This is a genomic window from Kribbella sp. NPDC023972, assembly GCF_040639075.1.
In the GTDB taxonomy this organism is placed as follows: Bacteria; Actinomycetota; Actinomycetes; order Propionibacteriales; family Kribbellaceae; genus Kribbella.
The window spans coordinates 1,222,879-1,248,138 of record NZ_JBEZZH010000001.1; the positions used below are offsets into that span (position 1 = coordinate 1,222,879).

A 25,260-nucleotide genomic window follows, 5' to 3' on the forward strand; every position below is an offset into this window, starting at 1 on the left:
TCAACCTTGACTTATATAAGCGACGACCGGCATTTGGGCTGCACCACAGCCGGACAGGAGCGGGAAACAACGGCGCGCACCCGGCTCGCTCCCCAACGCTCGGTTACCCCTGCCCGGTGGACACGGCCGTCGCGCCGGCTAGGGCACACCCGGCCAGCCAGCTGGTTGGGCCAGCCGGTGGACGCTGCGGTTCGACGGGTGCTGGTGGGTTAGCGACGGGCGGTGGCGAGGTTGTCGCGACAGGTGGTGTAGGCGTTGAGCTCTTCGCGGGCGGGGGCTACGACGTGGCTGTCGGCGACCTTTTCCAGTTCGGCGCGGAGTGCCTTGGCGACAAGGCGGCCGCGGCGGGCGGCTCCGCTGGTGGCGAAGAGGCGGCAGGCGAACGAGACGGCGACCCCCAGGACCGCGCCGCCGATCAGCATGATCGTGGCGTACGGGATACCGTTCCACCTCGGCAGTGGCAGATCCTCCAACTGCAGGAACCCGAACACGGCCAGCGCGGCGAGCCACAACCCACCGCCGAGTGCCACCAGGAACAGCAACCACTGGATGAACCGCACCGCACTCCACCAGCCGGGGCTGTGGCTGGCACCGAGGTCCGTCCTGGCGACGGCCTGGTCGAGCTCGTCACCGAGAGACTCCTCGCGGCGACGGATCGCCGAGCGAACGGAGTCGGCCCACGGTCGGGACAGCCCTTCGGCAGCCTTGTTGGTGATCGTGCGTACGGCGGTGTCCATCCGGGCACGCTGCACCGGCGTTGCCGCAGGCAACGAAGAGCGGGCGATCGCGACCTCCTGGGACGCGGACTTGCGCAGCGCCTTGCCTTGTTGCTTCGACACCTGATCCAGGTGCAGTCGCCGCAGCGGGTCCGGCCGGAACCGCCCGAGCCACTTGGTGACCGGCCATCCCGTCGCAGCACGAGCACGCTGCAGGTACGAGCGCCGTACGGCGTCGACCACGACCGGGACTCCGCTCGCGTCGGACAGCGCGTCGACGAGTTCGGCGATGTCGCGCTTCGCGATCTCCGGAGTCTTGGCGTTGCCACACTGGCTCGCCATCCGGTCCGCCACGCGGTCGACGTCGGCGGCAAGCCGCTCACGTGCGGACCGCTTGTTGTTGACTCGCTTGACCAACAGGGTGCGCAGCTCGTCCAACCCGTCGCCACTGACCGCGGAAGTCGCCACCACGTTCGGCGACTTGAGACCATCGGCCTTGAGCAGGCGGTCGAGGTCGTTCAGGCAGCTCTTCCGCTGGTCCGGCGTGAGCTTGTCGATGTGGTTCAGCGCGAACACCATCACGCCGGAGTGCGAGGCGAACGGCTTGATGTACCGGTTGTGCAGCGCGGCGTCGGCGTACTTCTGCGGATCGACCACCCACACCAGCATGTCCACCAGCTCGACGAGCCGGTCGACGATCAGCCGGTGCTCGACCTCGGTGGAGTCGTGGTCGGGCAGGTCCAGCAGCACCAGACCGTCGAGTTCCTCCGACTGTGCTTCCTCCAGCGAGCTGCGGTGCTGCACCTGGTGACGCCGCGGGATCCCCAGCCAGTTCAGGACTTCACCGGCCGGCTCCTCACCCCAGACGCAGGCGAGCGGCATCGAGCTCGTCGGCCGGCGGGTACCGATCGCGGCCAGGTCGAGCCCGGTCATCGCGTTGAACAGCGACGACTTGCCGGAACCGGTAGCACCGGCCAGCGCGACCACGGTCAGCTCGCCGGACATCCGCAGGCGTTGCCCGGCCCGTTCCACGATCTGCGTGGCCTCGGTGAGTACCACCGGGTCCAGCCGGCTCTGCCCGGCCTCCGCGGCCGCTTCCAGTGCCTCGATCTTCGTCAGGACATCGGCAGAGCCTCGCACGAGGCCCTTGACCGTATCCACAATTCCCGTCACGTGCAGTCCTCCACCGCGCGCGCGGCCTCCGTCAGTTGCGTGGCCGCCTCAGGATCGACCGGATGCTGGTCGAGGACAGCCAGATAGCGGGCGAACTCGGCATCCATCAGGGCATGAACCCTACCGTCAAGGTCCTCGCGGGCCTTAGTCACCAGGCTCCGGACGGCCTGATCGCCGAACACGGCCTCCAGCAGCTTCTGCCCGACCACGGCGGTTCCGGCGCCGACACCCACCTCGGCACCGGTGATTCCGGCCGTGCTGGCGAAGATCACCACCATCAGCGACAGGCCCAAGCCGTTCACGCCGTACGCGAGGATGCGAGCCGTCGAGCGCTTGTCGGCGCCCTCCTTGCGGACCAGGTCGAGCACGAAGCCCTGCCAGTCGCGGACCGCGCGGCTGGCCGCTGCCGGGAAGTCCTTCGACATCCGGCCCAGGTCCCGGTCTCCAGCAGCGAGCAACTGCCGGCCGGCGGCGGTCGATTGCCAGGACTCCTCGGCTCGTTCGGCCGCTGCTTCCGCGTGCTCGCGGAGCAACGACTCCAGGCCGGACTCGACCGCGTCGTTGAGGTCGCGGGTCGGCGGCGGCTTGCCGACCACCGCGTTCCTCATCTTGTCGCGCAGCCGGCCGACGTTGGTCTGCAGGCCCTTCAGCAGTTCGCCGGTGCCGACGAACTCCTGCCACCGGGCCAGCACCTCCCCGCGCAGCAGCGTGCCGTCCTGCGTCGCCTTCGCGATGTCCTTCACGGCCCGGTCGTACGCCGTTTCCGCGGTCGAACGGAGCTCGATCACGGTCTCTGCCTGCGCCTTGACCGCTGCCGCGAACGCCGGGGTCTTCTTGACCATCGCGGTGACGGCGCCGTGCAGGGTACGGCGAACGACCGCCGCGCGGGCCTCCGCGTCAGCGGCCAGGTCGACCAGCCAGTCCTTGATCGAGGCAACGGTCCCGGCCGGCAGCATGCCGTTGCTGTCGACAACCGTCTCCTTGATCGAGAACAGCGGCGAGTCGCCCAGTCCGCGCTCGAGCAGCATCTGCGCGAGGTGCCCGGTGATGTCGTCGATGGTGTCTTCCGGCGCGCGGTCCAGGACGACGGCGACCGCCGTACTGCGGTCGGACGCGCTCTGCAGGAAGTCCCACGGTACGGCGTCGGCGTACCGGGCTGCCGTGGTGACGAACAGCCAGAGGTCGGCCGCGGCGAGCAGCTGGGTGGCGAGGTCCCGGTTCGCCTCGACGACGGAGTCGATGTCGGGGGCGTCCAAGATCGCGAGACCCTGCGGAACGGTGTCAGCGGCAACCAACCGCAGCTGGCCCGGGTCCTCCGTGCCGCCCGGCCTGTCACCGCTGGAACGCGCCATGCCCGGCAGCACCCGGTCGCCGACGAACCAGTCGGCGTCGGCCGGGTGGTGGATGAGCACCGGCGAGCGAGTGGTCGGGCGCAGCACGCCGGGCTCGCTGACGACCTTGCCGATGATCGTGTTCACCAGCGTCGACTTGCCGGCGCCGGTCGAACCGCCGACAACAGCAAGCACCGGAGCTTCGAGCTGCACCAGCCGCGGCAGGATGTAGTCGTCCAGCTGATCCAGCATCGCCTTCTGCTGCTGGCGCGCCTCGTCAGCCCCCACCACGTCGATCGGCAACTGACTAGCAGCCAGCGCACCCCGCAGCCGCATCAACGCCGTAATCAAAGCCATAGCCGCCTGCTCAGCAGCCGCCCGCTCCGCCAACTGCTCCGCAGTCAGCTCTTCCTCACCTGCCGCATCCGCAGCCGGATCCTCGGAGGCCCGCGCTTCGCCGGACTCAGCTCCACCCTCGGCCTGCCCCGAGCCAGCCTGAGCCTGCTCGCCTAGCTCGGGTCCATCAGCCACGGCGGCCTGCTCAGCTGACCCCTCAACCGCAGCATCCGCAGACTGCTCGTCGTCCGCCCTACCAGATTCATCCGCCGCCTCAGGCTCCCGAGACGTGCCGGCAGAGTCAGCGTCGGGGGCCTCGGAGGTCCCGGCAGAGTCAGCGTCGGGGGCCTCGGAGGTCCCGGCAGACTCAGAATCCTCGGCGTTCTCAGAGGTCCCGGCAGACTCAGAGCCCTGGGGCCCCTTGGAGGTGCGAGAGGACTCAGCTGCCTGGGGGTTCTCGGACCTGCCGGCGGACTCAGCCGTCTCGGACGCAGCCTCAGCCGTCTCGGACGCAGCCTGAGGCTGCTCCCCCACCACGTCGGCTACCTCGGGCTCATCACCCGACTTACCCGCCTGGGCGGCCGCGGCTTCAGCATCCGCGTCGCCTGGCCGGTCGTGCGTCGCCTGCGGCTTCTCGGCCTCGGCCTCCGCATCAACTGGCTGGTTCTCCGTCGCCTCCGGTTCCGCGGACTCAGCCACGGCGCGACCTGGCTCGTTGTCCGCCGGCTGCGGGTCCGCGGACTCTGCTGTGCCCTCGGGCTGCTCGGACGCAGGCTGGGGCTGCTCAGCCACAGCGTCAGCTGCCTCGGGCTCGTCAGCCGACTCCCCCGCCCGGTCAGCCCCTTCGACCCGCTCGGCGGAAGCCTCGGGGTGGCCGGGTGAGGCGTCGGCCTCCGGGGCAACTGGCTGGCCGTCCGCCGACTGCGGCTCCGCGGAGTCCGCTACGTCCTCGGACTGCTCGGATGCGTCCTTGGACTGCTCGGACGCCGCGTCAGGCTGCTTGTCCGCTGCGTCAGCCGACTCGGGCGCGTCAGAAACGGCCTCGGTGTGCGTGTCAGACCGCTCGCCCGCCGCGTCAGCCTCAGATTGGTCCGCCGACTCGTCTGCCTGGCGGTCTGCGGATTCGGGGTCGTCGGTGGAGGTGCCGGGGTTCTTGGGGAGGCCGACGATGATGTTGCCGTATTCCAGAGGAAAGCCGTCCGGGGATTCGTCGGGCTCGTAGACGACACCTACCGTCGGGCGAGCAGGCTCGGTCGCTCCCGTGTCATCGGCCGGAGGTTCGGCCATGGCTGCCGCGGGCTCCTCGACAGCAGGTACCTCGGCCCCTGCAGGCTGATCGTCATCGGCAGGCGTGTCCGCAGGCTCCTTGGCGTCGGCGGCAGGCGCGTCCGCAGACCCTTCGGCGTCAGCGACAGGCGCGTCCACGCGCTCCTGGACGCCAGCAGCCGTCGTGTCCGCGGGCTCCTCAACGTCAGCGGAAGACGTGTCCGCCGGCTGCTCGGCGTCTGCCTTCACCTCGGCGTCGGCGGTGTGCGTCGGCTCCACCTCGGCCGCCGGGGTCGGCTCAGCCTCGGCCGTGGGTGTGGGCTCCTGCTCAGTGGGCTCGGGTGCGGCTGGCTTCGGGTCGGCTGGGGTGGGATCGGCCGTGGTGGGGGCCGGCGTGCTGATGTCGGCGGGTGGGCTCGACGGGTCCGGCGTACCGGCGGACTTGCGGCGACGACGGCGCCAGAAACCTTTGCCTTTGGCATCCGACTGGGCGACCAGGTTCGCCAGCTCGTGGGCAGGCTGATCCCGGTTCGGAACGCGCGGCTCCTCCGAGCGCTCCGAACCTTCACCAGCTGCTGACCTGATGTCAGCCACGGCGTCCGCCCACGAGCACAGAGTGCCCGGTCGGACAGCGCAGAAGCAAAGTCATCGTCATCCCCGTTTGGCGGCGTGGACGGGTGGCAGTCACTGCGATGGTGGATACGGACCGTATCCTCCCGGCGGTCCTTGTTGACCAGGGGGTCCCGGTGGGTAACCGGGCTGGCCCGCTGGGTAACCGGCTTGACCCGAGGGATACCCGGCCTGCGCGGGTGGGTAACCACCCGGCGGCGGACCCCCTGGTGCACTCGGACCCGGCCCCGGGTACGGCGGACCACCCGGCCCCGGAAACTGGGGGGTGGCCTGAGCGAAGGCCGGCATCGGCGGGAACGGGACGCTGGGACGCCGTGCGCGCAGTTCGTTCAGCAGCCGCTTCTCGGTCTCCAGCGCGTCCGGGCCGATCACCTGGCGGACGATCTTGTCCCGCAGATAGGCCAGGTCGGTGGCGTTGCGCTGGAACGCCTTCGCGGCGGCTTCCGCCTCGGCGCCGTACCGCCTCGCGTTCTGCCGTAGCGCCTTGCGGCCGCGCAGTGTCGCGATCAGCGGTACGTCCTGGGCGACCAGCCAGCCGAACCGGACGTAGTCGTACAGCCGCGACGCGATCATCTTCCCTTCCCGGGACCGCATCACGAGGGCGAACACGACCATGCCGATGAAGATCGGGACCATCAGGAACAGGTACGCCATGAAGAACCCGGCGCCCTGCGCCCAGCTCGCGAACGCGTTCCAGAGCGCGTGCGCGAGGACGGCGGCCAGGTAGCCGACGATCGGCGCCAGGAACCGGACCGCCGTACTGCGATGCCGTACGGCGATACCGATGCCGATCGCGGTGAACGACGTGAAGAGTGGATGCGCGAACGGGGAGATCAGGCCCCGGAAGAAGAACAGTACGAACACCCCGCGCAGCCCGGCATCGCTCCCGGCCTCCTCGGAGAGCTGACTGAAGATGCGGCCGTAGTAGAGGATGTTCTCGGTGAAGGCGAACCCGACGCCGACCATGCCGGCGTACACCAGGCCGTCGATGATCCCGTCGAACTCCTTGCGCCGGACCAGCGCGAGCAGCAGGATCACCGATCCCTTGGCGAACTCCTCCACCGGCGGAGCGACGAACACGGCTGAACGGTTACCCCCGCCGCCGGTCTCCTCCATCCAGTGCGAGACCTCGGTGTTGATGAAGATCGCGGCCAGAGTGGCGATGAACGCACCCCAGCAGAGCGCGAACAGAACGTACTTGGTCGGCTCCGGTTCGTAGCGGTCCAGCCACAGATACAGCGCGATCACCGGGATGACGGGGACGAACGCGAACACCAGCCCCCAGGTGAAGCCGCCCGCGCCGGTCGACTTGGCCACGATGCCGAAGATCACCAGGCCCGCGATCGCGAACACGACCGCGATCACGATGCCGATCAGGATGCCCTGGTTGCGCCGCTGGCCGGGGACGGGATGGCTGCCGAGCACATTCGGCTGCGGATACGGTCCGCCGGGCGAGTACGCCGACCCCGCCGCGGGTTGCGGCGATCCGGCCGGGCCTGGTGAGGGGTAACTCATGCCCGCAGCCTAGTTGGGCGGCCCACCGGGTGGCAGAACCACCCACGCAGCGTTACCGGGATGGAACGACAACCCTGTACTTCGACCCGCCCGGAGGAACCCACGCGCACGATCCCCCTCCGATCTGAGAGACTCTTCCCTGCCACGCGCCCGTAGCTCAGCTGGATAGAGCGTCGGACTTCTAATCCGTTGGTCGCAGGTTCGAATCCTGCCGGGCGCGCCATGTGATGTCTCAAGACATAGGCGACAGCCGAACCCACGATTCGTGGGTTCGGCTGTTGGTTATTTGGGGTGTTTGCGGGTGGGGCCGGGTGGCCGTCCGGTGGGCTGGTAGTCCTTGGTGGGGTCGAGGACCAGTTCGCGTAGGAGTTCGCCGGTGGCGGCGTCGACGACTCTGATGTCGAGGTCGTGGACGAGCAGGAGAACGTGGGTTCGGGCGTGGGTTCGGCCGATGCCGAGGTGGTGGTGCCGGCCGTTCACGCGGAGGGTGACCACGCCGGTGTCGTCCACGCGGTCGGTGCGCACCCGGTGGTGAACCTCGCCGGTCCGGTCGGTGCTGGGGGTGGCCTTGGGGCGGGCGGTGTAGGCGGTGGCCGGGGTGGCTCGGTGCGGCAGGGACCGGTGCGGGCGGTGCTGGTTGTAGGCGGCGACGAAGGCGTCGAGCAGGGCCTGGAGTTCGGTGATGGTGGTGGGCTGGACGGGTTGGGCTCGCAGCCACTTCTTCATCGTCTGCTGGAACCGCTCGACCTTGCCGCAGGTGGTGGGGTGGTTGGGGCGGGAGTTCTTCTGGACGGTGTTCAGCTTCCGCAGCTCGGTCTCGAGGCCGTTGCGGCCGCCTTTTCCGCCCGATAGCCGGGTGGTGTAGACCATGCCGTTGTCGGTGAGCGTGGAGGCCGGGATTCCGTACTTCGCAACGGTTTCGCGGAACGATGTGACCACGATGGGCCGGTCATCCGGGGGTGGGCGGTGACCGAGAGGGCGTAGCGGGAGTGGTCGTCGAGCCAGGTGATGATCTCCACGTCGACCCCTGGTGAGCCGTCGGGGCGGGTGAGGCGGTAGTGGGTGAAGTCGGACTGCCAGCACTCGTTCGGCTGTTCCGCGGCGAACCGCAGGTACGACGATCTGGGCCGCTTGGCCGGGTCCGGCACGACCGCGCCTGCCCGGGCCAGGACCCGGTGGATCGTCGCCCGCGACAACCTGACCTGGTGGTGGTGTTGCAGGTGCCAGCCGATGGTGTCCGCGCCGGCGTCCAGGCCCTGCTCGGTCAGCTGTTTGCGCAGCGTGAGTACCAGCTCCACCGTCTCCGGTGGGTGGCCCGCGGCGAGGTCCTCGGCCGCCGCGACCGCGGCTCGAACGCCGCCTCACCCTCGGCCAGATACCTGGCCTTCAGTTTGTAGACCCACGCTCGATGCACCCCGTACCGCAGGGCCACCTCACACGCCGTTTGACCCTCGACGAACAAAGCAGTGATGACCAACCGAGCCTTCGACATGCCCGAGCGTCCAGCCCGCCAGCTCTGTCGCCGATCACCTGAGACACGTGTCGCCTATGACTTGAGACATCTGTCGCCGATGTGTTGAGCCACAACACTGCCGGGCGCGCCAAAAGAAAGTGCAGGCGAGGAACGGAACGGGCAAGGTGTTGGCGCTGGGCACCGTGGGCGCGGCCAGGGTCTCGGAGCTACTCGCCAACCCGAATGACGAGGGTGCGCCGTGGCCCTATCGTTGTACGCTCCCCTTCACAGTCACCGGAGTACCTGGAGGCGAAGAGTTCTACTCCATTGAGGTATCCCACCGTGGCGAAGTGAGGTACACCCGAGGCGACCTGAACGAGCCGGTGCTGCTGATCCTTGGGAGACGCCAAGCCGACCGAGTACCCGACCGCTACGCCGGTCAAGACCGTTGCACCACCCACCGATCCGTCATCGCGGAATGCGTGGCTGCACCGAAGGCCAGCACCAGGACAACGGGAGACCGTCCTGCCGCTCGCGCCACCCTCAATGACGACGAGTACGCTGACGCGGTCATCGCCTACACCGCTGGGCTGACGTCTTGATGGGCTAGCCACAACTGAATGTGCTGCACCTCGGGGGGACCGGGGTGGTCTGGGGTTCTCTGGAGGGGACTACTCGATGAAGCTGCGGCGCTTTGCGCTCGTTCTGACTGGTTTCGGTCTGCTGGCCGCCAGTACCAACACCACTGCTGCTACTACTGCCACCGCCGCGCCGGGCTCAGCCATCGCTGCAGCCGCGACCTGCTGGAACTCGGTCGTCTGGCCGACCAAGGCGAACGTCGTGGACACCGTCGACGTCACCGCGCACAAGCCGCCGGCTCCGGTGTCACCGCCGTACGTGTACTCGAAGTTCTTCGCCACCCGCTTCATGGACAGGTGGTACCTGGCGTGGAACGCCGCGGGCACCCAGTACTACGCCTTCGGCCTGTTCCTGCTGGGCTCGAACCTGTACCGGCACACGACCGTCCTCTCGGGAGGACGCCCGGCGCAGTCGAAGGCGGTCAGGGTCGGCACCGGCTGGGCGAGCTTCAAGTCCATCGCCACCTCGAACTATCCCCTCAAGGGATCCCGGCCCGCGTACCTGTACGGCCTGAACAGCAACGGCAACCTGTACCGCTACGCCCCGAACGGCGCTGGGTACCGGTCGGCCGGCTCGTTCGCCGGCTTCCGGGGTTTCAAGACGATGACCATGATCAGCGAGGAGAGGGCTTACGACACCCTGCTGATGACCACGACGGCCGGTGCGCTCTACACCATCCACATCCCCACCACGGCCGGCGCGAAGCCGGTGGTGAAGCTGATCCGGAAGTCCGGCTGGGCGGCATACGAGTCGCTGGTCGTCAACAAGTGCGGCGTCAACGGGGCTACGATCATCATCGCCGTCGACCACGACACCAAAGCCGGCTACCAGTACGGCTTCAGCAGGTTCAACGGCACAGCCACCGCGATGATGTCGTACGGCAAGGTCCCGGTTGTCTTCAACGGACTCAACCACACGTCCCAGATCGGCTTCCAGTTCGTCCTCCTGGGCGAGTAGCAAATTCCACTTCCACCCAGGACGTGTCAGGTCGTCTTACCGAGGTCGATCATGCCGTCCTGACTACTGGCGAGACCTTCATCCACTCGACCACGTTCCACGACTATCTCGGCGCCGTTCGGATCAGGTACCGCCTCCATCTGACGATGGTCGACGGTCGGCCCGTGGTGGACTGAGAGTTCGACGACGTTTCCGGATGCCCATAGCGCCTGGTCGACTCTCAACAACGGCTCCCGTGGGGCACCCCGCCATCAGGCTGTCACTGGGCCTTTGGGCCTCAACGCCGACGCGCTCGATGAGCGCCAACTGGCTGAGAGTAGGTGGCATATCGGCTTGCGAGTGAGCCGTCGTCCGCGCTACGGAGCGCGTCGTTCCGTCCGGTCATGGTTTGCCGAGCCAGGCCAGGGCCGCGACGACTAGTGCTTCGACGCCGGTGGTCAAGGTCGGCTCGATGACGGGGGCGAAGTACGGCGAGTGGTTGCCCGGTAGCTGATCCATGCGGCCCTCGGTGAACGCGGCGATGGTGGACTCGGTCTCGAGACCACCCCAGAACCAGAACACGGTGGGGACCTGCAGCGCCTCGCCGAACACGCCGACATCCTCGCTGGCGTTGACCTGTGGCATCTGATGGATCCGTTCCGCGCCGAAGTGCTCGATGAACGCGCCGATGGTGGCCTCCGTCGTCTCTGGGTCACTCACCAGCGCAGGCACGCTGGAGAACCATTCGAGATCGGTTCCGCCACGGCGGCGCTGGCCGCGGACTCGGCTCGGGCAATGCGCTCGATGGCGCCGCGGACGAGGTCACGCGTCTGCGGGGTGTAGGTGCGGATGTTGACCCCGAGTTCGGCCTTGTCCGGGATGATGTTGTCTTTCGTTCCTGCCTGCAGACGGCCGACGGTGACGACAGCCGACTCGGCAGGCGGCACCTCGCGGGCCACGATGCCCTGCAGGCGCGTGACGACGTTCGCCGCCATCAGCACCGGTGTCGAGCCTGGCCCGACCGCGTCTGGGCGATCGAGGGTTGCGAAGGCATCGGCCGTCACGTCGCCCAGCGACTCATCGCCAAGGGCGAGCCCGTGGTCGACGTGCCCGCGAAGCTGTCGGCCCGGTCAGGGCCTTCGCCACCGGGCAGGGGCGCAAGACCGACGACACCGACGCCCACTCGATCGCGTTGATCGGAGTGCGGATGAGCGGCCTGCGGCCGGTTGTCGATGACGAGCGGCTCGAGCTCCTGCGGCTCCTGGTCGACCGGCGTCGCCGCATCGGCGAGGAACACACCCGGATGATCTGCCAGCTCCACCGGCTCCTGCTGGAACTCATCCCCGGCGGGGCAAAGAAGGACCTGTCCGCCGCTCAGGCCCGCGGGCTGCTCGCCGGCGTCCGTCCACGCGACCTTGTCGGCAAGACCCGCAAGCGGCACGCCCTGGAACTGGTGGTCGACCTCGAGCGCATCTACCAGCGGAAGAGGGCGGCGAACAAGGAACTCATCAAGACCACCGGCACCAGCCTGATCGACCTGCACGGGATCGGGCCCTCCGGCGCCGCCCGCCTGCTGGTCGAGGTAGACGACATCACCCGCTTCCCCGACCGCGGCCATTTCGCGTCCTGGATCGGGACGGCACCGATCGACGCATCCTCCGGCGACCGAGTCCGCCATCGCCTCTCCCGCGGCGGGAACCGTCAGATCAACATGGTCCTGCACATGATGGCCGTCGTTCAGCTCCGCAACCCCACCGAGGGCCGCGCATACTACGACCGCAAAGTCGCTGCCGGGAAGTCCGCCAACGAGGCCATGACGCCTGTCCGACATCGTCTACCGCACCATGCTCAACGACCTGGTCACCAACAGGGCGACGGGCCCGGAAGGACACCGGGGCGCGTCACTTCAATCCAGCGCGGCCGGCTCACATCCCCACGCCGACTCTTCGGACAAGTCACTTCCCGGACCCGCCAAGGCCAAGCCTAAGCCCCCGCTCCGAAGAGCGTCATGACACAGAAGGGAGCCATGAGCGGACGTTGTGGTTTCGGTCCGCCGGTGGGTTGGGGAAGTCGCTTCAGACGGCCGAGTCGGCTGACACTGGATCTGCGCCTGGAGCGGCCAGCAGCCGGTGTCGCCGCAGTTGCAGCCGAGCAGCGGGATCGCGTCGCGGTACAGGTAGTTGCCCGGGTCATCGACGTTGACGAGGCCGGATCTCGAAGCGAACCTGCATGTCGGCAGCGTCCTGGCGTCGCAAGTGCAAGAATTCCTTCACACCTCACGACCCCCATCCGAATCGCTTACCCACTACGCCGCGTGGACCGGTTCTGACAGGCCGCCGAGACTTTCACAAGCTGTGAGGGTTACCCCTTACGCATCGCCACGATTGATCACGAAACGCACTGAAGCCGCGGTTCGGATGGTTTTCGAGGGTGCGAATCGGGTCCAGGTGGGTACCGAAGTGCCATTGCTTCGGTCTGGAGGAATGATGAGTGAGGATGCAGAGCTGGTTCCGTTGTCGGATGAGGAGCTGAAGGCTCAGGTCGGAAGTGTGTTGCCGGACAAGGAGGTCGTTTCGATCCTGGACCTCAACGTCGATCTCGCGCTTGCCATTGATGCCGCGGCACCGATCGAGTTGGCGGTGGCTGCGAACGCGAATGTCGCCGCGCCGATCGACGCGGCTGTCGGCGCGAATATCTTGTCCAGCGGTTCCGAGGCTCAGGCGCTGGCCGATCAAGGTGTCCTGATCACGCAGGGCATCGATGCGGACGCTTCCGCGCACGCTGTCCAGGTCAGCGGGATCGATCAGTCCAACGACGTGGTCGATGCCGGGTCCTCCACTCCAGTGGCGAGCGGTGGTACGCCTACGAGTGGTGGCTCAAGTGCGGCGTCTGATGTAGCCAGTGGCGCGGGCACGACCGCCGGTGGAACCGAGACGCCGTCGGAGGAGAGCGCTGAAACAACTAGCGCGGAGCCTGCGGCCGAACCTGCGGCGGCTGCGGTTGTTCCGGACACTGGTTTGGAAACTCCTGATACGAGCCAGCTGCTCGATGGCAGCCTGCTGGCTGTCAACGTCAATGTCGATGCCGATGTCGACCTTGCCGCTCCTATCGCCGGCGCGGTGGCGGCGAACGCGAATGTGGCCGCTCCGATCGATGCCGCAGTCGCGGCGAACGTGGGCGCTGTCGACAGTCAGGCGGTGGCGATCGCGCAGCAGGACGCCATCATCAACCAGGACATCACCGGCTCGGCGGAGGCCAGCGCCGAGCAGACCTCCGAGATCGAGCAGTAGCCCGGATCAGTGTCCGGTTCGGAGGATTCGCCGACGCGAGCCGGCTCGGCTTGCGTCGTACCTGCCGTCGACTCGACGACCAGCGGTGTGCACGTTCGAGCGGCTGATGTGGTGCTCTTGGGTGAGATGGCCGGCTCTGGCTATCGCACCCCGCCGGCACTGGTCCGCCGCGCGGACGGGCAGATGATTCAGCTGACCAGGCTGTTGTATCTGGTGCTGGAGGCGATCGACGGTCATCGTGACGACGCACAGATCGCGGAGCTGGTGAGCGCGAGTTACGGCCGGTCTGTGTCGGCGGCCAACGTAGCGACCCTGGTGGAGAAGCTGCAGGCTCTCGGTCTGGTGCGCGGCGCGGATGGGTCGGAGCCGCGTGTGCGTAGGTCGAATCCGCTGCTCGGGCTGCGGCTCAGGTACACCGTCACCGATTCGCGTCGCACCTTGCGGATCACCCAGCCGTTCGCGCGGCTGTTCAGTCCGTGGCTCGTGGTGGGCTTCGTTGCGGCGTTCGTGTACGTGTGCTGGTGGCTGTTGTTCGACAAGGGGCTGGCGTCGGCCGCGCATGACGCGTTCCACACGCCCGGCTTCTTGTTGCTGGTCTTCGCGGTGACCGTGCTGTCGGCGGGATTTCACGAGTTCGGCCACGCGGCGGCCGCCCGGTACGGCGGGTCGACACCAGGCGCAATGGGGATGGGCTACTACCTGTTCTGGCCTGCCTTCTACACCGACGTCACAGACACTTACCGGCTCGGGCGTGGCGGGCGCATTCGCACCGACCTCGGTGGCTTGTACTTCAACGCCATCGTTGCGGTGGTGACGGTCGTCGTCGCCCAGGTGACCGGGTACGACGCGCTCCTACTGGTCGTGGTGACACAGATTCTGCAGATGCTCCGGCAATTGCTGCCGACCATCCGCTTCGACGGCTATCACGTCCTGGCAGACCTCACCGGCGTACCCGACCTGTACCACCACATCAAGCCGACGCTGACCGGCATGCTGCCGTGGCACTGGCGAGACCGTGACAACCGGGCGCTCAAGCGATGGGCCCAGGCGGTCATCACCGTGTGGTGCCTCACCGTTGTGCCGCTGATGCTGTTCGTGTTGGCCATCACCGTGGTGATGCTGCCCCGCGTACTGGCCACCGCCAGGGCCAGTGTCGAGGAGCAATGGCGATTGCTTGCCAGTGGCTGGTACGACGCGGACCTTGTCGAGGTCCTCGCCCGCGGGTTGGCCATCCTCGCCCTGGCGCTGCCGCTGCTCGGCCTGGGGCTGCTGCTGTGGCTGCTGATCGGCAGGATGGTGAGGTCCGTGTGGCGACGTACTGCGGGTAAGCCCGCGCAGCGTTCGGTCGCCGCGGTTGTCGCGTTGATGATCATCGCGGCGCTCGGGTGGGCTTGGTGGCCCGACGGCGACCGGTACCGGCCGATCACCCCGAACGAGCGGGGGACGATTACCGACTTCGTCGATCGGGCAGAGCCTGCGACCGCGCAGACTCCCACCAGCAGAAGGCAGTTGCACGAGGGAGATGTGAATCGGACACAGGTCGTGTGGCCGGCCGGAGTGAAGCGACCCACCCGTCAAAGCCCGACGTTGGCACTCGTCATGGTGCCTCGTACCGCGGACGTTGCTCGCGTGGTCGCACCGTCGACCTCATCGCCGACCGCCGTTGCACCGACAGCCGCGGCGACCGCTGCACCGCCGGAACGCCCTGGCGCTCCAGTGTGGGTGTTCCCCTTCGACAAGCCACTTCCTGCGGGGGCGGGCGACAACCAAGCGCTCGCCGTCAACACCACAGACGACACCGTCGTCTACGACATCGCCTTCGCTCTGGTCTGGGCCGAGGCTTCCTCAGATCCGGTGACGAACACCAACGAGGCCTACGCATTCGCAAGCTGCCGGCACTGCGCGGCGGTGGCAATCGCCTTCCAAGTAGTGATGGTGATCGGCGACGCGGACATCGTCGTACCCCAGAACCTTGCCGGAGCGCTGAACTACGAGTGCGTACAGTGCCTGACCTACGCACTCGCAACGCAACTTGTCGTGACATTGGACGGCCCACTCTCGGCCGATGGCATGGCGGCGCTCAACCGGGTTTGGTCGCAGTTGGCAGATCTCGCGCGATCGATCCAGCAGTACCCGCTCTCCGAACTGCGCGACCGGCTCACCTCCTTCGAGCAACAGATCCTCGGCGTCATCGCCGCCGACGGTGCGCTGACCACGCCCGACCGGCCCCAGACAGCAACGCCGACAGAACAGAACCCGACCGAGGACGGCGAAAAGTCGCCCGCCACCGAGGCTCCCACACCCTCGTCTAGACCGAACGAACCGCCACAAGTCACCCCCACGAGTACGCCGACGCCAACGCCCCTCCTACCGCCCACATCAAGCACACCCGCGTCCAGCCCGTCGGATCAGACCACATCACCCGCGACGACGCCGGATCCATCCATCCCGCCGACCACGACAGAAACGCCGACCCCCACGCCGACCGGGTCGGAACCGCCCACCACCACCCCGACGTCGCCGTGACCATTACCGTGGCTGCGCGGTCCCGGTGGATGCTCATCCCCCGAGCGCTCCGCGGCGACCGTGTTGGTCTGCTCCGCGACCCGCAGCGACGACCGGCAGGCCTGGTGGCACCGGCGCAAGCGGCGATCCGATCGAGCAAGGCATCGTCGTCCAGCACACCGGTGGCTGATGGTGCCGATGCGGCAACGGCGCGGCACAACGCACCCAGGCGGATGACGACCAGCTGATCCTCATCCGCCGACGGCGACAGCCGCTCGTAGCGGCAGCGGTTGCGTGGCACGGCTCCTCCCGATCGTCTATTGCGGAGCCGGGGGTTGGTGTTTCACCGCCGGAGGATTCGGATTCCTCTGGCACGCTGGTAGGCATGTGCGGACGCCCGGAGCTGCTTGAGACGTTCAAGATCGAGGAAGCCTTCGCTGACGAGGAGAAGGCACCGGACTTCAACGTCGCGCCAACCAAGACCAGCCCGGCCGTGCTGGCCCGGCCGCCCCGTGGGGCCGGCGAGGACGCTAAGCCGGTCCGGCAGCTGCGCAACCTCAAATGGGGACTGGGTGCCGTCGTGGGCCGAGGATCCAAAGATCGGCAACCGGATGATCAACGCCCGCGCCGAGACCGTGCACGAGAAGCCGGCGTTCAAGCGGGCCTTCAGATCGCGGCGGCTGCTGGTGCCGGTGGACGGATTCTACGAATGGTTCCCGACCCAACAGGTCGGCAAGTCGGGCAAGCCGCTGAAGCAGCTGTTCTACATCCGCCCCGCCGAGCCGGGCGGTCTGCTGACGCTGGCCGGCCTATACGAGTTCTGGCGCGATGAGTCGAAACCGGCCGACGACGCGGGGAATCCTCATGTCCGGGCCCTTACCCAGACGCCTGGCTGACCTCGTTCACGATCATCACCACCACCGCCACCGACGACGTGGGCCGCATCCATGACCAGATGCCCATGACCGTCACCCCCGAGAACTGGGAAGCCTGGCTCGATCCGCGCAACAACGATGTGGACACCGTCCGCGACCTGATGGCACCACCCACAGGGCTCGACATCTACGCCATCTCGAAGGCGGTCAACGACGTCAAGAACAACGGGCCCGACCTGCTGGAGCCGCTCCCGGCCGAGCAACCGCCACTTTGAACGACAGGCCGCGGGGTCACGACGGCCGCGGTGGTGCTGGCGTCGCTCAGGGCTTGCAGGAAGGTGCGCGAGGCCCTGTCGGCAGGCACGGCCGGGACCGGCGACACCACAGCGGGGCCGTCGGAGTCTCTCTCGACGATGTCATTCGTTGAATGCTTCGAGCCGCTGGTGCTGTGCGTCGCGGCGTCGTTTGGCGGCGGCAGCGTCGCGGGCGGCGCGGGTTAGGGCGCGCTCCAGTTTGCGGGTTCGGGCCTGTGCTGTGCGTAGCTCGCGGCGGGCTTGTTCCAGTTCGTCGGTCAGGTGTTCGATCGCGGTCTGCATGTCGGCGATGTGGTGTTCGTTGGCGTCCAGCTCGGACTCGGCCGCAGCGCGGATGTTCTCGGCTTCCTTGTAGTCGGCTTCCACTTCGCGCAGGCGGGCTTCCAGCTCTTTCCGCTGCCGCTGCAGCAGCTCCATCTGGGTTGCCTTCCTCGCCGTGCCGGCGGTGGCCTTCCTTGCCGGGGCAGCCTTTCGCGCCGGCGCCTTGGCGGCGGCGGCGCGCGGTGCGGGTGCTGTCGGGATCGCTGGTACTGCGGCTGGCTCGCCGGTCTCGTCGACTACGCCGAAGCCGACATGGCGCAGCGCGCTGTTGAGGCGTCCGCCGCGCAGCAGCTGGGCAGCGGACGGGTCGACCAGGGCGATGTCGAGAGTTTCGGCGAGCCGCTCGGCCGCAGCGGGGGCAATCACACGGCCGGAGCTGGCGGCGTCGGAGTTCGCTGCACGAGGCGTTGAACCATCGCATGCCGGCACGGGGTGAGCCGCTTCAGCCGGGCACGATCGGCCGTCATGTGGGCCTCGCCAGTTGGTCGCCGAACTCGGTCAGCTCCGCGATCTGGTCGGGCGCGATCCGGACCAGCCGATTGGCCAGCCACGCTGCGATCGTGGGTTTGCGCAGCATCTTCACTGCCGCGCTGCCGGCGCCTGCGCCGAGTCCGCTGCCGCCTCGACCCGCCACAGTGGTCGCTCCACGTGGCTGGCGGCAGCCGGCGGCGCGACCTGGGCGCCGCTGGGAGCTGTCCGGGCTGACGGAGCTGCTGCTGGCGCTGCCGTGGCTGTGGTGGAGCTGGTTATCGGTGCAGTTCATCGGTCTGCCGTCGACCACGTTGTACGTCGCTGCCCTGGTGGCCTGGGGCCTGCTCGCGTTCGGGACGCTGCATCCACGCGCGTCGTGTCGGCTTGCCGGTGGATCGCCAACGCTGGCGTGACGTACGACGTGCCGGTCAATGGCCGGCGCGGCGGTCTGGCGCCGTCGCCGGTTACTCGCGTGCGGACTCTGGCGATCGAGGAACTGATCGAGGAGGAGGCCGTGCAGGCCGAGGTTATGGTGCTTCGTGGTCGCGAGTGGCCTGATTTGCCGGGCTAGGCGGGGTTGGCGCGGGCGTAGCCCTGTAACCTGGGGTTTTGGTGGCTCGGCTGTCTCGATTTGCGCACTAATTAGGTGGTCGCCGCCCGCACGCCGCGCAGGACGACGTCCAGCACCACGTCAGCCTCGACACGGGCGGCCTCGGGGTCGGCCGCACGGGCAATGTAGAGGGCTGAGCCGTAGAGACCGCCCAGTGCGAGGTGCGCCAGCGCGTCGAGTGTGACACCGGGCAACGCGCCGCTGTCCACCAGCGGCGTCAGCACGGTCCGCAGCATTGGCAGCTCGACGCCTTCCGTGCCGCTTTCCCACGCGCGGGCCGCCAGCACGGTCACACTGTCGATGATCACGATCCGCCGGAACGCCGGGCGCAGGCAGGCGTCGAGGAACGCGGACAGGCCCGCTCGTACCGCGGCCCACGGATCCTCCTCGGCCAGGGCCGCGGCCATCACCGCCCCAGCGGTCTCGTCCAGCACCACGTCGTAGACCGCCTTGAACAGCGCGTCCTTGCCGCTGAAGTGGTGGTAAAGAGCGCCCTTCGCGAGACCCGCGCGCTGGACGATGTCGTCCATCGCGGTTGCCGCGTAGCCCTGCTCGACGAACCGCTCGCGCGCGATCCCGACCAGCAGCTCCCGGGTTGCCTCCGCCTGCCGTTCCCGCAGCCTCTTGACAGTCACCCGGCAAGCATAAAAGACTGACTGCAAGTCGGTGACCGACCGTCGGTCGGTAAAGGAGGCCCGTGATGTTGCCACTTCCGCCCGGACAACGCCGCGTCGAGGGGTTCCCGCGATTTGGCACCCATCTGCACCGGCCGCCGCCCCAGGTGCCACACGCTCCGGTGATCGCGATCAGCGGCGTCGTGCGCAAGCCGTCGGAGGTGCGGCTGCCGGAGCTCGCCACGCTTCCGCGGCGCGAGATCGTCGCCGACTTCCACTGTGTCTCCGGCTGGACGGCGACCGACCTGCGGTGGGAAGGGGTGCGGTTCACCGATTTCTTTCGCGCCTTCGTCGAACCGGCGCTCGACGCGGAGGTCTGCGTCAGCCACCTGGCGTTCGAAGGTCTGGACGGGATCAGCTCCGTGGTCGAGCTGCAGGACGCCCTGGCGGACGACGTCCTGCTCGCGGACCGGGTGAACGGGCGCCCTCTCGGCGGCGACCATGGCGCACCGATCCGGTTGGTCAGCCCCGGCCAGTACGGCTACATGAGTATCAAGCACCTGTGCCTGGTCGAGGTGTGTTCCGCTCTGCCGGCACACCGCCTCGATCGGGGCATCATCGGCCGGCTGATCGAGGGCCATCCCCGAGCTCGGGTCTGGCACGAGGAGCGCCACGGCCGCATCCCGGGACGCCTGATCCGGCCGTTCTACCGCCCGCTGATCCGCCCCATCCGCGCCCTCTGCGCGAAAGGAACGCAAGACCGATGAGACTCCCCAACGACGTGCTGAAGACCCAGGACTGGATCATCGACGACATCGTGCCCGACTTCGACGTCGAGGACGTCTGGGCCCTTCCCATCGAGGGCGGCGCGTACGATTTTCCAGCCGTCATCGAGACGCAGCAATCCCTCGAATTTCCGGCGTCCGCGCCGATGCCGGTGCGCTTGCTGTGGGGCATTCGCGACCTGCTCGGACGCGCGTTCGGGCTCGGGCGCATTTCGACATCCGCAGACGCCGCCGGCGCCTGGCCGCCCGTTCCCGGCACGGGCGAGCCGTCGCTGCTCGCGCGGCTTCCGGACGACCTCCGCGACAAGTCCCCAGCATCGCAGGTCACCGACAAGCCGTTTCGGCCGCTGTACCGCACCGGCACCGAACTCGCCGAGGAAATCTCCAACCCGGACCATGTACGGAGTGATGCACCTGGCCTGGGCCGACCAGGGAAGCGGCCGCTACCGCGCGCAGATGACCGTCTACGTCAAACCCCGCGGCACCTTCGGCAAGGCGTACATGGCCTTCATCAAGCCATTCCGCTATGCGATCGTCTATCCGGCACTCATGCGACACTTCGAACGAATCTGGTCGCAACAGCACTGACGAGCGAGTCTGTACCCCGTCAGTGCGGATTAGCACCTTGCGCCCGGGCCGTGTCCACGGCCGGTACGACGGCAGTTGTTTGACCGCGTCACGGAACCACCGTGATGCCGGCCTGTGCCGAACAGTCGTGGCGGCGAGGCGTGCGGCGGCGTGCGCCATGCACGCGGCGCTGGGGCTGGCATCAACGGTGCGGTACGACGTGAGCACGCTGTACTTCGAGCCCGACACCCGGGATGGTTTGCGCGAGCCCGGGTTCTCCAAGGAATGCCGGCTAAGGCCGCAGATCACGATCGGGTTGCTCACCGACGCGACGGGGTCCCGTTGATTTCCGCATGTCCAAGCACGACCTCCATGCCCGGCCGATCTACCACGGCGAACGCGACTCGATAGAGGCCAACCCGAGCATCGGTTTCGCGGCGCTCGCGGTCAACCGTTGACCGAAGATCGCACCGGCTGGTCGATCAACAAGTTCGTCCGCACTGCCCAGCGCTACCGCACCGTCGAGATCCGCGCCGGCCAGCAGATCCTTACCACCGAAGACCCCTCCCACCCGACCTACGGACGCACTCGCACTCACCAACTGATCGAGCACTGCACACTAAACTGATAAAACTCGGGTCCATGCCGTCGAGGTCGCCGGCCGTGGACTGCCTTCTCGCAGGGCCTGGTGCAACTGATTGGTCGGCGACCGTCGCTGCTCTCATCGCGGTCGATGAAGGCACCACCCGTCCTGTGTTGGCACGCCGAATGCTTACGGTGGTCCCACGCCACCTTGAGTCGTCAACAGCTACAGTTCAGCGGTTCGCCGACAGCGTCGAGGTGCTCGCGCTCGTTAGTTCAGCGTGGGAACGCTCGTCAGTTCAGCGTGGGAACACTGTGGGAACAAAGACGAGTCGAACTGGGACTACCAGAGTCAAGAACGGCCGAACTGGTGTTGGTTCGATACGCCTGGAGATGCGTATGTCGGTGTGATGAGCCGGTTTCCTGGACCGTGTCTCACCTCCACGATCTAGGTGCTAGAAAGCGCGCATGACCAGCGGACATCCCGCCATGATCGATGGCCTGGCGCCTTCGCAGAGGTAGCTTCAACACGCTGCCGCCGGCGATCGGCGCGCGCAAATCCCGCCTCCTTCTCGTGGCGTATGCGTCGAAGACGACGTGACGACGCGCAGACCACAGCCCCGCGAGTCGCAGGACTATGTAGTGCGTGCCGTCCCTGCGGAGCCGAATACGATCCAGTCGCCGAGCACCACCCACGCCGCGCCAAGCGGCGCCCAGAACCATGCTGTCCATGTATCCGAGTTGCCGAAGCTGAATAGGGCTGAGGCGAGGAGTAGCACGACGCCCATCCACCTGGGACGTCCCCGCAGCATTGCTACGCCGAGGAGCAGCGAACCGAGCACCAGACAGAAGAACAAACCGAGCGCGAGGTGAAGGGGACGGGCGAGGCCCAACCCCCAATGCCTGGGCGATCAGTCCAATGAGCGCGATTCCGATCCCGGTTTCTGAAAGCAAGAAGCCGACGCGCCCCAGTCCGCCGACGCGGTGACGATTGAGCGAGTACAGCCCAGCGATCCCCACAGCAACGAACGGCAGGTAGGCGAGCAGCCATGCCTCGGTCAGATGGAACGCGCTCGAATCGAACTCGGGCGGGCAGCAAGGCGGCTGAGCCTCGACGAAGGCCACCCACGTCATCCACAATGCGCCGCCAAGCATCCCGGCGACTCCGGTCCACCGGGACCTCATAACCGCCGTGATCCTGGAACCCACACGGTCAGGCTACGCCGACGGGGGTGGTCTGGAGATCTGAGCCAGTCTTGCTGTGTGATCAAACCTGGCGGAGCAGGCCTGGCGCTGAACATGCCCGTGGTCGGGGGCCGTTGACACCTATTCAGCCCGTGTTGGTGGACGGGCGAACGGGATCACGGCGTCTTTAGGTGCTCACCCCTCTCATGCTTCTGAGCCGATCGCGCTGCGGAGCAGTCGGGGGTGTCCGCCGGGGCGGGCGGGTTCGGAGCCACCACCCAGTCACGCAAGAAGTCCTAGTGAGCGCGGCAATCGGAGATGTCTCCACTTGCGGCCACTAACCGTCGACGGCGCCACCACGGCGCACAGCGATCGGCTCGGCGACTCCGCCCCACCGTGTGGTCGCCTCCTGCACTGCGCGACGAAAACCGGATGCGCTCATAGAACGGATCAGATACGCGGCACGCGCCGGTGTTACTGATGCCTCGAACCACGCTGGGCCGGCGTGCTCGCTCTGCGACATCCCAATAGCTTCGCACGGTCGAGGCTTGGGATACGTCCGACCTCGCGCTGTCAATGAGGATCGCGGCGCGGGCACTCAGCAACTGCGTGCCTGGGGCATGAGCGTCAGCTTGCTCGACGTCGCCGTGACACGGTTCGTGACTCGAACTGGAGTCATCCAGAGCTGGAGAAGGCGACCAGACGGGCCGCTGGCAACACTTCTGACGCCTGGCGAGGGCACAGTTTACGAGCTCGCGCAGCCTTTTAGCTGCAGGTCCACGGTACGAGCACGTCGCTCTTAAAATGACGTGGGGCGACGAGGGTGACGCATGGTTTTCGAGGACAGGGCTCGCGGCGGGATTGGACGGCGCTGCGGTGGGAGCCGGATGCAACAATCGGAGCCCCTGAACCCCCAGACCTGAGGAATGACTCCATGGCACCTTCCGCTCAACCGCAGAGCGCCGAGATCACCGTGAACGAGTGGGTGCGGCCCGGAGACATCCTTTGGTTCGCGGTCGGAGTCGCCATGATCCCCGCCGTTGTGTGGGTGCTGGAGATTGTTCCCGCCGGCGACCTGGTCGAGGTCGGAAACAACAGTGCCTACCCCGAGTACGTCGACACGCACCGGTCCCCCCTACTGATCCCTCCGATCCTGGTTCTGGCGATCGTGTCGGTGAAGTTCGGTTCCCAGCTGGCAAGTCCACTGGTGGCGCGACTCGACCAGGACGGGATCAAGCTGTTCGCCGACACCAGGTTCGGGTTGCGCATGAAGGTCGGCGCGCCGAAGGCTGAGGCTCCTTGGGACGCGATCAAGCGGGTGGTGCTGCGGCGCCGCCGTTCGAAACTGCTGAAGTTCATCCCCGTTCGGACGACCGTGCTGTCCTTCGAGAGACCCAGCGGCAGGCGCTATGGCCAAAGTGCCAGTTTGTCACCCTGGTCTGTGAGGAAGCTGGCTGCCGGGATCTCGCGGTTCGCTCCGAATGTCGAACTCGTCGACGAGCGCAATCCGGGAAAGCGCCGCGTGATCACGCTGTAGAGCGGTCGGGAAGCGAATACCCGCCGCAGACTCTGCCCACCCCCACCTACCTGTACCAGGGCCGTGCGGCGCGAAGTAGCTGGACTTTCCTACGGGCAGGGTCGGGTGATCGCCTGCGCGGCGTCGCGATCGGCTGCGGTGATCGGCAGCGTGTACTTGCTGGCAACCTCGAGATACCGCAGGACATGGGTGCACCGGTAGCTGCGGTTGATCGGCATCCACTCACCGGGCCCAGCGCCGTTCTTGGAGGCGTTGGCCGGGCCGTCGACGGCCAGCAGGTTCGCGGCCTGGTCGTTGGCGAAGTCGATCCACCGCTGCAGCGGCCAACGGGCCGCGCCCATGTGGCCGTGAGTACGTCGTTGCGGGTGTCGCAGCCGTTGTGGCCGCCAGGGCCTGCGTGGTCGTCGGTCCAGGTCGGCCCGAACTGGTCTCGCCTGTATCCAGGCACGTCGGGCCGGGTGGCGATGATTCGGACGCGGCGGAGTTCGGCTGAGATCAGCTTCGCCGTGCCTGTGGCTGGCTGGCTTGTGGCGGGATCGCGGGGGGATGTCGTTCGAGGCGGAGGCGCGGACCCGGCCGGGCCGGCGCCGGCTGAGGGATAGGCGCAGCCGGTCGCCGCGATACCGAGCACGATCAGGGAGGCAAGAAGCGGGCGCATCACGCGACCTTAAGGAACCGCGAGATCTCGCAGGCTCCCCGTGCCGGCTCAGCCTTATCTCAGTCACTATGAGCGGCGCAATCTAGGCTGCCGCTCACCAGTTCAGCGTGGGAACACCGTGGGAACAAAGGGCCGTCCCACTGCCGATGGCGCAGGCAAGCGCAAGAAGATCCCGCTGGCCACAGAAGCAGCACTCTGGGCCTTGAGCAGCGGCCGTTGCTACGCGCCGGGGTGTGCCATGCCAGTCGTACTTGAGGTCCGACCTGGCGTCTACCGCAAGAACGCACAATTGGCGCATGTCTACGGCGTGAAAGGCGCGCGCTACCGCCCCGACGGTCCCGCCTCAGTGCGTGACGCCTTCGCCAACCTTCTCCTGCTGCGCTATCCACACCACAGCGAGGTTGACGACGACGAGGAAAGATATCCGCCGGAGCGTCTTCGAGAGTGGAAACAGAAGCACGACGGTCCAGAGGTGGCCGCGCTCAACGGCACTACCTTGCCGGATCCTGACACATTCATGGACCTCCTCGCCGCTGTCGCAAAGCCCCCGCTCGATCGCCTCGAGTCGATCACCGAGCGACTAGAGGAAACCGGGCAAGCAACGGAGGCAACGGTCCGCGAACTGAGGTACCTCGTGGGTCTGATGTCCGCGTCAGACCCCGGCGTAGACGCCCGAAGCGCACATGACCTTGCCATCGCCGCCGAACTCCTCAGCTCCGCAAATATCGACCGGAACGCCCGCTGGCTTCTCAATGCTTCCGAGATGCTGCCAGGCGTAGTCGACCGCCTCGAGAAGTTCGCGCGACAGCTACCTCCGATGTAGCCGATGCCCGGCCTCCCAATCCCCGCTCCCGCTCAGATCGCCGTCGCCATGCCTGCTCCCTCAGCGTGATAGCTGCTGACTCCGCCGCTGGTGGCCCTGCCGCCTCGACCGGAATTCGGCCGAGGCAT

24 protein-coding genes, 1 tRNA gene and 1 pseudogene are annotated in these 25,260 nt (G+C 67.4%); 15 read left to right on the forward strand and 11 right to left on the reverse strand.

Annotated features, from left to right (window positions below; genetic code table 11):
- Positions 1 to 209: 209 nt before the first annotated feature.
- The 3 genes from AB0F43_RS05645 to AB0F43_RS05655 all read right to left on the reverse strand — a co-directional run bounded on the left by AB0F43_RS05645 (position 210) and on the right by AB0F43_RS05655 (position 6,967).
- On the reverse strand, positions 210 to 1,889 hold the full coding sequence (locus tag AB0F43_RS05645) for a YfjP family GTPase (protein WP_360471069.1): 1,680 nt from the start codon (positions 1,887 to 1,889) through the stop codon (positions 210 to 212).
- Positions 1,886 to 5,416, reverse strand: coding sequence for an AAA family ATPase (locus tag AB0F43_RS05650; protein WP_360471071.1), 3,531 nt, complete (start codon positions 5,414 to 5,416; stop codon positions 1,886 to 1,888). The genes AB0F43_RS05645 and AB0F43_RS05650 overlap by 4 nt, the downstream gene beginning before the upstream one ends.
- A gap of 90 nt (positions 5,417 to 5,506) precedes the next feature.
- Positions 5,507 to 6,967, reverse strand: coding sequence for a PrsW family intramembrane metalloprotease (locus AB0F43_RS05655; protein ID WP_360471074.1), 1,461 nt, complete (start codon positions 6,965 to 6,967; stop codon positions 5,507 to 5,509).
- A 146-nt stretch (positions 6,968 to 7,113) separates the two neighbouring features.
- On the opposite strand from AB0F43_RS05655, the gene AB0F43_RS05660 reads away from it, so the two are divergent.
- A tRNA-Arg gene (locus tag AB0F43_RS05660) sits at positions 7,114 to 7,190 on the forward strand.
- A gap of 59 nt (positions 7,191 to 7,249) precedes the next feature.
- Here the strand turns inward: AB0F43_RS05660 and AB0F43_RS05665 are convergent.
- Genes AB0F43_RS05665 through AB0F43_RS05675 form a run of 3 tightly spaced genes read right to left on the reverse strand, consistent with a single transcriptional unit; the run spans position 7,250 to position 8,459 of the window.
- A complete protein-coding gene (locus tag AB0F43_RS05665; RefSeq protein WP_360471077.1) occupies positions 7,250 to 7,837 on the reverse strand; it encodes an integrase core domain-containing protein in 588 nt (195 codons plus the stop codon).
- Positions 7,765 to 8,265 (reverse strand): hypothetical protein, encoded by a 501-nt coding sequence (locus AB0F43_RS05670; RefSeq protein WP_360471080.1) that lies wholly within the window; start codon positions 8,263 to 8,265, stop codon positions 7,765 to 7,767. Before AB0F43_RS05670 ends, AB0F43_RS05665 begins: the two co-directional genes overlap by 73 nt.
- The gene (locus tag AB0F43_RS05675) at positions 8,232 to 8,459 is read right to left on the reverse strand and encodes a helix-turn-helix domain-containing protein (RefSeq protein WP_360471082.1); all 228 of its coding nucleotides are present in this window, start codon (positions 8,457 to 8,459) and stop codon (positions 8,232 to 8,234) included. The genes AB0F43_RS05670 and AB0F43_RS05675 overlap by 34 nt, the downstream gene beginning before the upstream one ends.
- 639 nt (positions 8,460 to 9,098) lie before the next feature.
- Here AB0F43_RS05675 and AB0F43_RS05680 point away from each other — a divergent pair.
- Entirely contained in the window at positions 9,099 to 10,016 is a 918-nt protein-coding gene (locus AB0F43_RS05680; protein ID WP_360471085.1) for a hypothetical protein, read from the forward strand.
- 23 nt (positions 10,017 to 10,039) lie between these two features.
- Positions 10,040 to 10,192: a hypothetical protein gene (locus tag AB0F43_RS05685; protein WP_360471088.1), complete on the forward strand. Its 153-nt coding sequence runs from the start codon at positions 10,040 to 10,042 to the stop codon at positions 10,190 to 10,192.
- A 205-nt stretch (positions 10,193 to 10,397) separates the two neighbouring features.
- On the opposite strand, the gene AB0F43_RS05690 is transcribed toward AB0F43_RS05685, so the two are convergent.
- Together AB0F43_RS05690 and AB0F43_RS05695 are read right to left on the reverse strand one after the other, a co-directional pair.
- Positions 10,398 to 10,715: a hypothetical protein gene (locus AB0F43_RS05690; RefSeq protein WP_360471091.1), complete on the reverse strand. Its 318-nt coding sequence runs from the start codon at positions 10,713 to 10,715 to the stop codon at positions 10,398 to 10,400.
- Positions 10,712 to 11,059 carry a peptidase dimerization domain-containing protein gene (locus AB0F43_RS05695; protein ID WP_360471094.1) on the reverse strand — a complete coding sequence of 116 codons (348 nt, stop codon included), beginning with the start codon at positions 11,057 to 11,059 and terminating at the stop codon, positions 10,712 to 10,714. Before AB0F43_RS05695 ends, AB0F43_RS05690 begins: the two co-directional genes overlap by 4 nt.
- Positions 11,060 to 11,202: 143 nt before the next feature.
- On the opposite strand from AB0F43_RS05695, the gene AB0F43_RS05700 reads away from it, so the two are divergent.
- The 5 genes from AB0F43_RS05700 to AB0F43_RS05720 all read left to right on the forward strand — a co-directional run bounded on the left by AB0F43_RS05700 (position 11,203) and on the right by AB0F43_RS05720 (position 16,940).
- Positions 11,203 to 11,982 carry an IS110 family transposase gene (locus AB0F43_RS05700; protein ID WP_360471096.1) on the forward strand — a complete coding sequence of 260 codons (780 nt, stop codon included), beginning with the start codon at positions 11,203 to 11,205 and terminating at the stop codon, positions 11,980 to 11,982.
- Positions 11,983 to 12,481: 499 nt separating this feature from the next.
- The gene (locus AB0F43_RS05705) at positions 12,482 to 13,285 is read left to right on the forward strand and encodes a hypothetical protein (RefSeq protein WP_360471098.1); all 804 of its coding nucleotides are present in this window, start codon (positions 12,482 to 12,484) and stop codon (positions 13,283 to 13,285) included.
- A 9-nt stretch (positions 13,286 to 13,294) separates the two neighbouring features.
- Positions 13,295 to 15,811 carry a PqqD family protein gene (locus AB0F43_RS05710; RefSeq protein WP_360471101.1) on the forward strand — a complete coding sequence of 839 codons (2,517 nt, stop codon included), beginning with the start codon at positions 13,295 to 13,297 and terminating at the stop codon, positions 15,809 to 15,811.
- Between the two features lie 386 nt (positions 15,812 to 16,197).
- Complete coding sequence (locus AB0F43_RS05715; protein WP_360471104.1) at positions 16,198 to 16,686, forward strand: SOS response-associated peptidase family protein; 489 nt, start codon at positions 16,198 to 16,200, stop codon at positions 16,684 to 16,686.
- A 38-nt stretch (positions 16,687 to 16,724) separates the two neighbouring features.
- Positions 16,725 to 16,940 (forward strand): SOS response-associated peptidase family protein, encoded by a 216-nt coding sequence (locus AB0F43_RS05720; protein ID WP_360471108.1) that lies wholly within the window; start codon positions 16,725 to 16,727, stop codon positions 16,938 to 16,940.
- 141 nt (positions 16,941 to 17,081) lie between these two features.
- Here the strand turns inward: AB0F43_RS05720 and AB0F43_RS05725 are convergent, their stop codons facing one another.
- Positions 17,082 to 17,666, reverse strand: a complete 585-nt coding sequence (locus AB0F43_RS05725; RefSeq protein ID WP_360471111.1) for a hypothetical protein — start codon at positions 17,664 to 17,666, stop codon at positions 17,082 to 17,084.
- Between the two features lie 194 nt (positions 17,667 to 17,860).
- On the opposite strand from AB0F43_RS05725, the gene AB0F43_RS05730 reads away from it, so the two are divergent.
- A complete protein-coding gene (locus AB0F43_RS05730; RefSeq protein ID WP_360471114.1) occupies positions 17,861 to 18,184 on the forward strand; it encodes a hypothetical protein in 324 nt (107 codons plus the stop codon).
- A complete protein-coding gene (locus AB0F43_RS05735) occupies positions 18,181 to 18,342 on the forward strand; it encodes a hypothetical protein (protein WP_360471117.1) in 162 nt (53 codons plus the stop codon). The genes AB0F43_RS05730 and AB0F43_RS05735 overlap by 4 nt, the downstream gene beginning before the upstream one ends.
- A gap of 71 nt (positions 18,343 to 18,413) precedes the next feature.
- Here the strand turns inward: AB0F43_RS05735 and AB0F43_RS05740 are convergent, their stop codons facing one another.
- The gene (locus AB0F43_RS05740; RefSeq protein WP_360471120.1) at positions 18,414 to 19,016 is read right to left on the reverse strand and encodes a TetR/AcrR family transcriptional regulator; all 603 of its coding nucleotides are present in this window, start codon (positions 19,014 to 19,016) and stop codon (positions 18,414 to 18,416) included.
- 65 nt (positions 19,017 to 19,081) lie between these two features.
- Here AB0F43_RS05740 and AB0F43_RS05745 point away from each other — a divergent pair, with 65 nt between their 5' ends.
- The 4 genes and pseudogenes from AB0F43_RS05745 (at position 19,082) to AB0F43_RS05760 (ending at position 23,651) form a co-directional block, all read left to right on the forward strand.
- A complete protein-coding gene (locus tag AB0F43_RS05745) occupies positions 19,082 to 19,762 on the forward strand; it encodes a molybdopterin-dependent oxidoreductase (protein WP_360471123.1) in 681 nt (226 codons plus the stop codon).
- Between the two features lie 426 nt (positions 19,763 to 20,188).
- Complete coding sequence (locus tag AB0F43_RS05750; protein ID WP_360473033.1) at positions 20,189 to 20,368, forward strand: DUF2867 domain-containing protein; 180 nt, start codon at positions 20,189 to 20,191, stop codon at positions 20,366 to 20,368.
- Between the two features lie 104 nt (positions 20,369 to 20,472).
- Positions 20,473 to 20,975: pseudogene (locus AB0F43_RS05755) on the forward strand (hypothetical protein); the annotation flags it as partial.
- A gap of 2,073 nt (positions 20,976 to 23,048) precedes the next feature.
- Positions 23,049 to 23,651: a hypothetical protein gene (locus tag AB0F43_RS05760; RefSeq protein WP_360471126.1), complete on the forward strand. Its 603-nt coding sequence runs from the start codon at positions 23,049 to 23,051 to the stop codon at positions 23,649 to 23,651.
- Between the two features lie 89 nt (positions 23,652 to 23,740).
- Here the strand turns inward: AB0F43_RS05760 and AB0F43_RS05765 are convergent, their stop codons facing one another.
- Positions 23,741 to 23,992 carry a hypothetical protein gene (locus tag AB0F43_RS05765; RefSeq protein ID WP_360471130.1) on the reverse strand — a complete coding sequence of 84 codons (252 nt, stop codon included), beginning with the start codon at positions 23,990 to 23,992 and terminating at the stop codon, positions 23,741 to 23,743.
- A gap of 555 nt (positions 23,993 to 24,547) precedes the next feature.
- On the opposite strand from AB0F43_RS05765, the gene AB0F43_RS05770 reads away from it, so the two are divergent.
- Entirely contained in the window at positions 24,548 to 25,132 is a 585-nt protein-coding gene (locus AB0F43_RS05770) for a hypothetical protein (RefSeq protein WP_360471133.1), read from the forward strand.
- The last annotated feature ends 128 nt before the right edge of the window (positions 25,133 to 25,260 follow it).